7 protein-coding genes are annotated in these 11,505 nt (G+C 69.7%); 1 reads left to right on the forward strand and 6 read right to left on the reverse strand.

The features are described from left to right. Positions 1 to 136: 136 nt before the first annotated feature. Positions 137 to 742, forward strand: coding sequence for a GNAT family N-acetyltransferase (locus VJT49_RS24260; RefSeq protein ID WP_324167213.1), 606 nt, complete (start codon positions 137 to 139; stop codon positions 740 to 742). Between the two features lie 455 nt (positions 743 to 1,197). Here VJT49_RS24260 and VJT49_RS24265 read toward each other — a convergent pair whose 3' ends face one another. The 6 genes from VJT49_RS24265 to VJT49_RS24290 all read right to left on the reverse strand — a co-directional run. Next, positions 1,198 to 2,427, reverse strand: a complete 1,230-nt coding sequence (locus VJT49_RS24265; RefSeq protein WP_324167214.1) for a cytochrome P450 — start codon at positions 2,425 to 2,427, stop codon at positions 1,198 to 1,200. Between the two features lie 133 nt (positions 2,428 to 2,560). Then, a complete protein-coding gene (locus VJT49_RS24270) occupies positions 2,561 to 6,535 on the reverse strand; it encodes an SDR family NAD(P)-dependent oxidoreductase (protein ID WP_324167215.1) in 3,975 nt (1,324 codons plus the stop codon). Further along, positions 6,532 to 7,320 carry a thioesterase II family protein gene (locus VJT49_RS24275; protein WP_324167216.1) on the reverse strand — a complete coding sequence of 263 codons (789 nt, stop codon included), beginning with the start codon at positions 7,318 to 7,320 and terminating at the stop codon, positions 6,532 to 6,534. The genes VJT49_RS24270 and VJT49_RS24275 overlap by 4 nt, the downstream gene beginning before the upstream one ends. Positions 7,321 to 7,343: 23 nt before the next feature. Beyond that, positions 7,344 to 8,105: a class I SAM-dependent methyltransferase gene (locus VJT49_RS24280; RefSeq protein ID WP_324167217.1), complete on the reverse strand. Its 762-nt coding sequence runs from the start codon at positions 8,103 to 8,105 to the stop codon at positions 7,344 to 7,346. Positions 8,106 to 8,140: 35 nt separating this feature from the next. Then, positions 8,141 to 8,356 carry an MbtH family protein gene (locus tag VJT49_RS24285; RefSeq protein ID WP_324167218.1) on the reverse strand — a complete coding sequence of 72 codons (216 nt, stop codon included), beginning with the start codon at positions 8,354 to 8,356 and terminating at the stop codon, positions 8,141 to 8,143. Further along, positions 8,353 to 11,505, reverse strand: a 3,153-nt coding sequence (locus VJT49_RS24290; RefSeq protein WP_324167219.1) for an amino acid adenylation domain-containing protein, incomplete at its 5' end; no start/stop codon positions are given. The genes VJT49_RS24290 and VJT49_RS24285, both read right to left, overlap by 4 nt.

The following is an 11,505-nucleotide window of genomic DNA, read 5'->3' on the forward strand; positions in this document are numbered from 1 at the left end:
AAAACAGCGGACCGGAACTCACGGACCCAGCCACCCAACGCTGGGAAGCCGAAGGCGGCCAGGTCCGATGAACACATCGACCAGGCCTCGACCGCGTCACATCGCGTCGGCCAGCACAACCGAAAACGAACCCGCCATGACCACACGTGTTCCGGCCACACCAGCACCGCGTCCTCCCCTGGTCACCGAGCGGTTGATCCTGCGGGGCTGGCAGGTCGAGGACGCGCCCGCGGCGCTGGCCGTCTACGGGCACGCCGAGGTGGCGCGCTGGCTCAGCCCGGTCATGGACCAAGTGCCCGATCTGACGGCCATGCGCCTGCTGCTGCAACAGTGGATCGCCGAAACCGCCCGGACGCCACCACCGGCCGGCCGCTGGGCCATCCAGCGGCGCAGCGACAACCAAGTCATCGGCGGGGCGATCCTGCTGCCCCTCCCACCGGGTAACGAGGACCTCGAGATCGGCTGGCAGCTCCACCCCGGCACCTGGGGCCACGGATACGCCAGCGAAGCCACCTATGCCTTGGCGGATTGGGCCTTCCAGCACGACATAGACGAGATCTTCGCCGTGGTCCGGCCGGGTAACACCCGGGCCGCCGCCACCGTCCGCCGCAACGGCATGCACTGGGTCGGCGAAACCAGCAAGTACTTCGGGCTCACGCTACAAGTCTTCCGGCTCCGCCAAGCCGACCTCGACCAAGCCGCCCCCAACGCCCAGCTCCCACCCACCTTCGGCGCCAACTGAACACGGAAGGTGACAATCCACCCTGTGCGGCTATATCGAGGAGCGCACCCACCTCGGTCAGTTCGGTCGACAGGTCTTGTCCGCGCCGCGAGATCGCGGTGGCCTGGAAGGAAAGGCTGGGGCGGTTACGCGACAGCGACGGTCGTGTCATACCGGAAAGGCACCTGTGGAACAGTTCACTCCCGGAGTTCTTTCACTGCCCGGCGAGGAGAATGAGTTCTGGCTGCCGATCCACCCGTGTCATGTCCCGCGCATCGACGCCGACCCGCGGGAGCGCACCTACCTCGGACACAGGGATCGGACACACGGATTTGCCTCAGAACCGCAACCGAGTTCGTCCGGTACGTGACGGACATCGATGCTCTCACACCTGCCCAGACCAACCCGGCATGTTGTTGATCTGCAAGTCCTGACGACTGGCACTGGGCCTAACCGGTGATCGTTGTAAGCGTGGTTCAGCGGGGAGTGAAGGCAACCGGCAGCGTGCTCAGTCCCCTGAGGAAATTGGAGTAGATCGGGCGGGCCGGTGCGGTCTGCGCCATCTCCGCGACCTGGTCGCGCAGCTCGGCCAGTACCGCGCCGAGTTCGATCCGGGCGAGGTGCGCGCCGAGACAGAAGTGCGGTCCGTGGGCGAAGGTCAGGTGCCGGTTAGGTGTGCGGTCCAGGAGCAGCCGGTCTGGCCGGGCGAATACCCGCTCGTCCCGGTTCGCCGAGCAGTTCCACACCGTGACGATGTCACCGGCGCTGATCCGCCTGCCCTCGATCTTGGTGTCCACCGTGACCGTTCGACCACCGTGCAGGCCGGGCGTGGTCCAGCGCAGGATCTCTTCGACGGCCACATCGACATCCACCTCGCCCCGCTGTAAGGCCTGCCACTGGTCCGGGTGGGCCAGCAGGGCGGCCACCCCGCCGATCATGGCCAGCCGGGTCGTCTCGTCGCCGCCGAGCAGCAGGCTGTAACAGTTGAGGATGACTTCGTCCTCATCCAGACACGCCCCGTCGACCTTCCCGGCCGCGAGCAGGCTGATCACGTCGAAGTGGCCGCTGTCGCGCCGCGTGCGGGCCAGGTCCGCGAAGTACAGCAGGATCTCGTTCTTCGCGATCCACGAATCACCGGCGGTGTTGTCCGCGTGCTCGGAACTCAGCGCGGACGAGGTCAACGCGAGCACTCGCATCCGGTCCGGTTCCGGCACGCCGAGCAGGTCGCAGATCGCACCGAGCGGGATCCGCGCCGCCACATCGCCGGCGAAATCGCAGGTGCCCGCCTCGACCGCGCGACCGATCAGATCTCGGGTGGCGCGGCGCACACTACGGGCCACCGGCTCCAACGCCTTGACCGTGAAGGCCGGCAACAGCGCCCTGCGCAGTTCGGCGTGCCGGTGGCCATCGGTGATCGCCAGCATACGGCCGCCCGCCGAGTCCCCGCCCCGCAGCAGGGTCTCCAGCACATTTCCGTTTTCGGAGGTGAACCGGGTGGTATCGCGATAGACCTCGACTACGTCGGCATGCGTTGTCACCACCCAGAATCCGGGCGCGGAGCCGATTGCCGGATTCCAGTGCACCGGATCATCGGTGCGCAGCTGCCGCCACACCTCGGACAGATCCGTTTCGGCGTGCAGCCGGGGATCGGCGAGATTGAGCCGGTCCAACTCGGCCGGGCTGATCCGCGTTGTCGTTTCCGTCATGTCGCCGCCTCGGTCGCCACTGCCGCATCGAGGTGCTGATCCATGCGGTTTCGCCGCGCCCTGATCAGGCCAGCGGCCCGATCCCCCTCGCACCCGCCAGCATGATCGCGCCGATCCGCCGGCCACATCAAGATCATGATCGACTCTCCTGAGCGCCTCCGGACATGGAACAACGGTCAGGTGTGGCGGTGATCAGGTCGGACAACTGGCGGACGGTGGGATGCTCGTAGAGGTGGTGGATGGCCACCTCGCCGGTCACTTCGGCGTTGAGCCGGGCCACCAACTGCGATGCGGCCAGCGACGTGCCGCCCAGTTCGAAGAAGGTGTCATCCAGGCCGACGCGGTTCACCTTCAGCACCCCCTGCCAGATTCTGGCCACCTCCCGTTGCGTGTCGGTGGTGGGTTCCGCGTGACGACGCGTCCCGCCGGAGCGGTTCGCGACCGCGGCGAGCAGCCGCCAGCGGTTCACCCGGCCCAGCTGGTCGGTCGGAATCCGCGGCACGTGCACGAACCGCAGCGCGTCCGCGGTGACTCCGGGCACCTCGGCCGCCGCGTGCCGCAGTCGCCGTTCGTCGACATCCGGGTCTCCGGTGAACGCCACGACGACACGGCCGGCGGTGAGCTGGTCCTCGGCGAATTCGCGCTGCACCAACGGGTTGTCGCGATCCAGCCCGATCAGCAACGAGCCGCCGTCGTAACCGAGGGCGGCCAGCAACGACGCGACACCGCGTACCGGGTTGATCTGGCGGAAACCGCGGCGCAGCGCGGCCGAGCGCACGGGGTTGTCCTCGTTCATGCCGGTGTCGGTCCACATGCTCCAGCCCAGGCAGCGAACCGGGCGGGTTCGGGTGTGCCGCCAGTAGTCCGCGAAGCCGTTGAGGAAACTGTTGGCGGAGGCGTAGGCGCCAAGCGAGGCGCTGCCCAGGTCGGCCGAAACCGAGGAGAACAGCACGAGCGGGCAGTCGGGGCGCTCCTCGAGCAGCTGTCCGATCGCCGCCGTACCGAGCAGCTTTGCCCGGTACATGCGCAGGTACTCCTCCGGTGTCGAACGCAGCACGGTGTGTCGTTCTGGCGCACGCAACGCCTCCCGGATGTCCGCGGAGGCGAGGTGCAGCACACCGGCAAGGCGCGCATCCCACCGCCGCTCCGCCGACTCGACCGCCGCCGCGAGGGCCGGGGCGTCGGCGACGTCGAGCGCGACGTACCGCACCTCACCAAGCTCGTGTAACTCGGCGAGGCGCTCCGGCTTCGTCCCTGACGCGCGAGCCCGTACCGGCTCGCGCCCCACGATCAGCAGCTTGATCTGGTAGGCGGACAGCAGATACTGGGCAAGCTGATGGCCGATCCCGCCCAAGCCGCCGGTGAGCAGGTACAGCCCGCCGGCGACCAGGCCGCTCCCGCCCAGGTCATCGGTTACCTCGGCCACCCGCAGCCTGGGCACCAACCGCTGCCCGTCGCGCCAGGCCACCACCGGTGCGTGCTCGGCCAGCGTCGCCTCGCGCAGCACTTGGTCGGCCCATCGCCCACGCTCCGTGGTGCTCAGATCCACCTGGCGCACCAGCCCGGCCGCGGCCTCCGCGTCGGCCGTGCGCACCAGCCCGGAAACGGCGCCGTTGGCCCAGCCCGGCCGATCCAGGACGTCGGTCCACAACGCGTCCTCGGTGAGCACGAGCATCCGAACCTTCTCGCGCGCGCTCAGGTGTTGCAGGAGCAGCAGCACGGACAGGATGCCGGTGTCCAGCGACTCGCGTAGTGCCCCAGGATCAGGTCGTTCGGGAACCGGGCCCAGACCCCACCCGTGCACGACGGTGGTGATCCGCTTGCCCGAGGACTCGATGATCTCGCGCAGCCGTCGATGGTCGGACGGCTCCCCGGGCCTGATTCGGATGCGGCCGTCGGCGTCGACGCCGAACTCCGGGCCGGGCCGCACGATGATGAGCGAGCCGCCACGTGCCGCCAGCGCCGGGTACAGGCACTGTTCGAGATCGGCGCCCGGCAGGTCGAACAGGAGCCAGTCGCCGTCCGGCTCGGTCGGCTCGGCCCGCATCGCGGCCCGCCGCCACACCTTCTCGAAAAACCATGCGGGTAGGGCGCCGTCCGGCTCGTCGGTGAGATCGGGTCCGCCGGTTACCACGGGCAATCGCTCGGCGAACTCGCCGTCGGCCAGCGCGGCCAGCAGTCGGGCGCGCTGGATGGTGCCCTTGGCGGTTCGGGGCAGCTCCTGTGCGGCCAGCGGAACCACCGTGTCCGCGTGCACGCCGATCTCGGCCAGCAGCATGGCCCGGATGCGGGCGACGGTCAGCTCGTGGGCCGCCGGGTCGGCGTCGGTCGGCACGAAGAACAGCGCCAACCGGTCGGTGTCGGCGGTGTCGTCCCGGTAGGCACCGGCCGCGACGGAGCCCGGCGTAACCCCGTCGACGCGTTCGGCCAGCGACTCGATGTCGAAGGTGACATAGTTGGCGCCGCGGATGATCACCACGTCGTTGTGCCGGCCGACGATGGTGAGACTGCCGTCGAGCAGGAAGCCCAGGTCTCCGGTGTCGAACCAGCCGTTTTCGGTGAACGCGAGCTGGTTGGCCGCCGGATTGCGGTAGTAGTCGGTCAGCATCGTCGCCCCGGCCACCTGAACCCGCCCGATCGTGCCTTCCGGCACGAGGGCGCCCGCGTCGTCCACGATGCGCAGTCGGACGCCGGGAATAGGCGGCCCCACCTGGGTCAGCATGACCGCGCCAGGGTGTCCGGTCCGCTCGACCAGGCGGACTTCTCCGGTCAGCGAGCTGAGGTCCGCCACGATGGTGCCCACGCTCTCGTCGGCGGCGTCCAGCCGGGAAAACGTCACCGCGGAGCCGGTCTCGGACATCCCCCAGGCTGGGCGCATCGCGTCGGCCGGCAGGCCGTACCGGCCCATCAGACGCAGGAACCGATGTGCCGTGCCGGCCACCACTGCCTCGCCACCGTTGCAGATGTGCCGGAGCGCCGACAGGTCCCAGCCGCGGTCGGCCAGTTCGCCGACTCGATCGTTGATCAGCCCGAACATGAAGTTCGGCGCCCACATGTTGGTGACCGAGTAGGCGTGTGCCCAGTCCAGGCAGCGCAGCGGATCGGCCAGCGCGGCGCCCAGCTTGGCGTGCACCTGGCGGCAGCCGAGCACCACGTCCCTGACATGGGTCATGACCAGCGCGCCGACGTGGTCCAGAGGTATCCAGTTCAGCGAAATGTCGCGTGCGGTAAAGCCGTTGGCGATGCGGAAGCCGTCCACCAGGGCGAGCAGGCCGCGGTGGGTGTGCCGCACGCACTTGGGTGTGCCGGAACTGCCCGAAGTCAGCAGGTGCAGGGCCACATCGTCGGGGCCGGCCGGGTACCAGTCAATGTCGGCCGCATGCCGGGCCAGCCGTTCGGCCGACGCGACTCGCGGCCCGGGCACGCCCCACGACTCGCCGAGTCCGCGCACCGGCCCGCTCAGCCGCTCGTCGGTGACGATGACCGGCCGGTCCAGCAGTTCCCATACGGCCCGCAACTTGCGGGTGACGTCGTTGTCCCGCCGGTACCCCGGGGCCGGGGCCAGCGGCGTCGGCGCGTAGCCGCCCAGCACGCAGGCCCAGAGGACGGTGAGGAAGTTGCGGTCATCGCCCATCTGGAAGAGGACGGCGTCACCGGGCCGCACGGACAGGGCGCGCAGCCCGCCCAGCACCTGTTGCGCTTCGTCCAGCAGTTCCCGGTAACTTTGCCGGTCGGCCGAGCCGTCCGCGCGCAGGTAGGTCAGGCCGGTGTCGGATCCGGCGGCGGCCGCGGCACGCAGCGCGTCCTGGAGTGTCCGACGGTGTCGCGGCGAGGCCGGCAGGTCGCCGCCGTACGCCTCGGCCGGACGGCGCCGACCAACCGGATGGTGCTCGGTCCGACGGTGATCGGTTCGGCTCGGTGGCGGCGGTTGCGCGGTCCGGGATGTCGGACTGGCGCCTCCCGATCGGCGCGGCGCGGCGCGGGTGACGGCTTCGACCACCACCGCGACCTGCTCCACCCCGGAAATCTCCTGGAGCGCGTCCGCGAGTTGGCCGAACGGGTCGGACTCATCTTCGGCCGTTGTCCACGGCCGGTGCGCCTTGGTCACCGTCGAAGCTCCTCCTGTCGAATCCGGTCGGTGCTCAACAGGTGCTCGCCGATCATGCCGACCAGTTCGGCGACATGGTCGTTGTGGAAGAAATGGCCGCCGGGGAACACCTGCAGCGCGAACGAGCCGGTGGTGTGCTGATTCCAGGCCTTCAGCGCGGCAACGGGCGTCCGGTCGTCGTCGGCACCGCCACAGGCGATGACGGCAGCGTCAAGCGGCGGCCGTGGCCGGTACCGGTAGCTCTCCCAGAGACGGAAGTCGGCGCGCAACGTCGGTTCGAGATAGGCCATCAACCTGGCGTCGGAGGCGACCTGACCGGCGATGCCACCCAGCCGCGCCAACTCCTGCCGGAACGCGACCGCGGGCAGGTTGTGGATGGGCGCGGGCAGTGGCAGATGCGGCGCGCCCTGGCCGGAGGGAAACACGCCGATGATGTCCGCCTCCTGCCGTTGGGCCAGTGTGCAGGCCAGTTCGAAGGCCAGCAGCGCGCCGCCGCTGTGCCCGAACAAGGCGATCGGCAGGTCCAGCAGCGGGCGCACCACATGGGTCAGGGTCCGAACCAACGGGCCGATCTCGGTGAACGGCTTGTCCTTGATCCGGTCCTGGCGGCCGGGCAACTGCATGCCGACGACCTCGACCTCGGGCGGCAACAGGGCCGACCAGTGATTGAAATCCGAGGCGCCCGCGCCGATGTGCGGAAAACACAACAGGCGACAGCGGGCGCCGGCCCGGCGGTTTCGTCGGATATAGGGCGACTCGAAGGCCAGGATTTCGTCGACGGCCATGGGTGAGAATGCCTTTCGGACGGCTAGGACACGGGTGGCGGGTGACCGGAAGACCTCTCCGGGTCCGGTGCGCGCATCGCCTCGACCCGCCAGATGGGCAGCAGAATCCGCCCGCGCTCGTCGTGGGCGAGGCCGGAAGTGTCGACTGGCGGGAACTTTCCGCGGGTTGTCTGCCGGTCGAGGTATTTCTGGGTGAAGGCGGTGGTGAACGTGTCCGGCTGAATGTCGAGCACGCGCCACCGGTCGCCGAGTGTGCGGCGAATATTGTCCTGACTTATCCGGTATGGCGCCGGAAACACTGTCGGCGCGCGGTCGGAGACGCACAGCAGATGCAGTCGCGCGCCCGGCCGGCACACCTGGTGCAGCGCCAGCAGATAACGCTCCCGCTGCGGCTGGCTGAGGCAGTGATACAGCGCGCTGTCGAGCACCGTGCCGAAATCGCGGTCGGCCATGCCATTGGCATCGCGCAGTTCGGTCGCGTCGGCGACGGCGAACTCGATGTCCAGGCCACGGGCGCACGCCAGTTCCTGCGCCTGCCGGATGGCCGAGGCGGCGGCGTCCACTCCGGTCACCCGGTATCCGCGCGCGGCGAGAAACAGCGCGTTCTCGCCCAGCCCACAACCCACGTCCAGCACCGGCCCGGTCATCCGCTCGGCCCGCTCAAGCGCGACCACGGCCGGTTGTGGCGCTTGAATGTCCCAGGGCACGATGTCCAGCGGGAACCCGCCCAGCACCGTCTCCCGCTGGTACAGCTCGTTGAACGCGCCGGTGGTGTCCGCCGCCATGCCCTTGCCTCCCGTGGTCCGCCCGGCCGGCCAGCTCAGTGCGCGGCCCGGTCCGGCAACGCGCTCAGGCTCGCCGGGCGCATATCGATCCACTGCTCGTCCACATAGGCCGAACATGCGGCCCGGGTGTCCGGGCCGTGCGCCCTGGTCCACCCCGCGGGTACCGCAATGCGGCGCGGCCACAGGGAATGCTGGCCATCGTCGTTGACAAGGACCAGGAATTCGCCGTCCTCGTCGAATGGATTGCTCATCGGTCAACTCCTGGGGCGGGTTCGGGCGCGGAATCGGGCAGCCGGGTCGAGTGGATCCGGTCGAGTGCCGCCCGCAGCACCGGCCCGATCCGGGCCAGTGCCGCCGGCCGCAGCATGTGCTCATGTGCGCAGGGCACCGCGTGCACTTCGAGCCGGCCCGCCACATAAGGCCGCCAGGTTTGCGGCGTGCGTGGCGGTTCGCCGGGCGAGGTGGGCGCGGTGGGCGAGGTGAGTGCCTCGGCGGCGAAGAACAGCAGGTCGCCGCGAAACACGCCGGGGGTGTATTCGCGTAGCAGCCGGGCGTGGTGGTCGAACAGGGTGGCCAGCGCGGTGAGACCACCGTCGTCGAGTAGCACGTCCGGCAGGCCGCCCTCCCGCAGCAGGGCCACCACGTGCTCGGGTGCGTCGCCGGTCGCGGGGTTGCGGTCGAGGGTGTGCACCAGGAAGTCCAGCACCTCCTGCCTGGTGACGGACCGCTGGTCGGCCGGTGTGTCGCTCAAGGGATAGGCGTCCAGCACCGCCAGCAGCGCGACCTGCTCGCCGAGTCGCTGCAACTGGGTGGCGATCGCGTGGGCCAGCACCCCGCCGAACGACCACCCCACCAGGCGGTAGGGCCCGTGGGGGGACACCGTGCGAATCTGCGCCAAATAGTCGGCCGCCATGTCGTCGATGCTGTCCGGCAAGGCATCCGGACCGGCAAGGCCGCGGGCCTGGATCCCGTACAGCGGCTGGTCCGGGCCCAACTGGCGCATCAGGCCGGAATACGGCCAGCTGATTCCGCCTGCCGGGTGCAGGCAGAACACCGGCGGTCGGCCACCGGCCGAACGCAGCGGCAGCAGTACGTCCAGCGAGTGCCCCGCGGCGCCAAGGCCGCTGTCCACCACCTTGGCCAACTCGGCCACGGTCGAGCGCTCGAACAGGTCGCGCACGGTCAGTTCGACGCCGAAACGTGCGCGTACCCTGGACACCAGCCGAGCGACCAGCAGTGAATGCCCGCCGAGGTCGAAGAAGTTGTCGTTCGCCCCGACGGCCTCCTCGGGCAGGCCAAGGACGCTGGCGAAGAACTCGCGCAGGATCTGCTCGGTCGGGCCGACCGGGACGCGAGAGGCGGCCGTGCCGGCCGGCTCCGGCGCGGGCAGCGCCGCCCGGTCGAGCTTGCCGTTGACCGTCACCGGCAACTCGTCCAACACTACGACCGCGTCCGGCACGAGATGCGCGGGCAGCCGGCTGCGGGTGAACTCACGCAGCGTGGCGCTGATGCCCTCGACCGCATCGGCGTCCGGTGCCGGCACCACATAGCCGACCAGTCGCCGGTCACCGGTCCGGTCCTCGCGGGCGATCACCGCGGCACGGGCCACATCAGGGTGCCGCGCCAGCATCGCCTCCACCTCTCCCGGCTCGATCCGGAAGCCGCGGATCTTCACCTGATGGTCGGCGCGGCCGAGGAATTCCACCTGTCCGTCGGCGCGCTGGCGCACGATGTCCCCGGTGCGGTACATGCGGGTTCCGGGCAGACCGTAGGGATCGGCCACGAAGCGCTCGGCGGTAAGGCCGGCCCGCCGCCAGTAACCACGGGCCAGCCCGGCGCCGCCGAGGTACAGTTCGCCGACGACACCCGGCGGCACCAGTCGCAGCCGGTCATCCAGCACATAGGTCCGTACATCGGCCAGGGCGGCGCCGATGACGCTGGCGGCCCCGTCCACCGCGTCCCGCGGCCGCAACCTGGTGCACGTGACGTACACCGTCGCTTCGGCCGGCCCATAGGTGTTGACCAGCACGGGCGTGTCCGGATGTCGGTCGTACCATTGGGCCAGCCGGGCCGGCGACAACGCCTCGCCGCCGAAGAACACCAGCCGCAGACCCAGCCGCGCCCGTAGTTCCGGCTGTTCCCGATCCGCGTCGAGCAGCAGTTCGAACGCGGACGGGGTTTGACACAGCACGGTGACGTGTTGCTCGCCGAGTAACCGCAGCAACTCCACCGGTGATCTCTGCACCCCGCCGGGCGCGATCAACAGCCGGCCGCCGTGCAGCAGTGCACCCCAGATTTCCCAGACGGAGAAGTCGAACGCGTAGGAATGAAACAGGATCCATGTGTCGGCCGGCCCCAGCCCGAATTCCGGCGCGGTCACCCGGAACAGCCGGGTCACGTTCTGGTGGGTGACCGCGACCCCCTTGGGCACGCCGGTGGAACCAGAGGTGTAGATGACATAGGCCGGGTGCGCCGCGGACAGTGCGGTGCCGCGCTCTCGATCGGTGGGTGTCGTGGCCGGATACCGGGCCAGCGTGACCGCGAGATCGGGATCATCGAGCCGGAGCAGGGGCACATCGCTCGCTGGCATCGTGTCGGCGATGGCAGCGGTGGTCAACACCGCGACGGGGGCGCCGTCGGTGAGCATGAACGCCACGCGTTCGGCGGGGTAGTCCGGATCCAACGGCAGGTAGGCCGCACCCGATTTGAGCACGGCGAGGATCGCCACGATCATCCGCGTTGACCGCGGCAGCGCCAGCGCCACGAGGGTTTCCGGACCCGCGCCCCGCGCCATCAGCAGGTGCGCCAGCCGGTTGGCGGCATCGTCCAGTGCGCCGTAGCTGATCTCCTGGCCGTCGCAGATCACCGCGACCGCGTCCCGATCACGCTCGACCTGGGCGGCGAAGACCTCGGGCAGTGTCGATGCGACCGGTTGCGCGCCCAGCCCGGCGTCCAGCGGGGCACCGATGATGCTGGCGCGTTCGGCAGCGGTGATCAGCTCGATCTCGCCGACGGGCCGGTCGGGATCGGCGACCACCGCGCGCAGCAACCGCGCCAGCCGTGCCATGTGAGTGCGCATGGTCGCTTCGTCGAATATGTCGGTGCGGTAGACCGCCACACCGACCACACCGTCCGGTTCGCCGTCGGCGGTGTTCCGTTCGGCCAGACTCAGCGTCAAATCCATCTTGGCGGTGCGCGAGTGGATCGGCACCGCGTCCGCGGTCAGCCCGGGCAGCCGCAGTTCGGGGATCGACCAGGTCGGGTCCTGCCATGCCAGCATGATCTGGAAGAGGGGGTGGCGGGCCAGCGACCGGGTCGGGTTGATCGTCTCGACCAGGTGCTCGAACGGGATGTCCTGGTGGGCGAACGCGGCGAGGTCACTGTCACGCACCCGGGCCAG

It is taken from the genome of Amycolatopsis sp. (assembly GCF_035276945.1).
Classification (GTDB): domain Bacteria; phylum Actinomycetota; class Actinomycetes; order Mycobacteriales; family Pseudonocardiaceae; genus Amycolatopsis_E.

Excerpts from the sequence above, each read along its gene's own strand:
- VJT49_RS24275 (WP_324167216.1), bottom strand. The coding sequence starts at position 7,320 with ATGGCCGTCGACGAAATCCTGGCCTTCGAGTCGCCCTATATCCGACGA.
- VJT49_RS24280 (WP_324167217.1), bottom strand. The coding sequence starts at position 8,105 with ATGGCGGCGGACACCACCGGCGCGTTCAACGAGCTGTACCAGCGGGAG.
- VJT49_RS24260 (WP_324167213.1), top strand. The coding sequence starts at position 137 with ATGACCACACGTGTTCCGGCCACACCAGCACCGCGTCCTCCCCTGGTC.
- VJT49_RS24265 (WP_324167214.1), bottom strand. The coding sequence starts at position 2,427 with ATGACGGAAACGACAACGCGGATCAGCCCGGCCGAGTTGGACCGGCTC.
- VJT49_RS24285 (WP_324167218.1), bottom strand. The coding sequence starts at position 8,356 with ATGAGCAATCCATTCGACGAGGACGGCGAATTCCTGGTCCTTGTCAAC.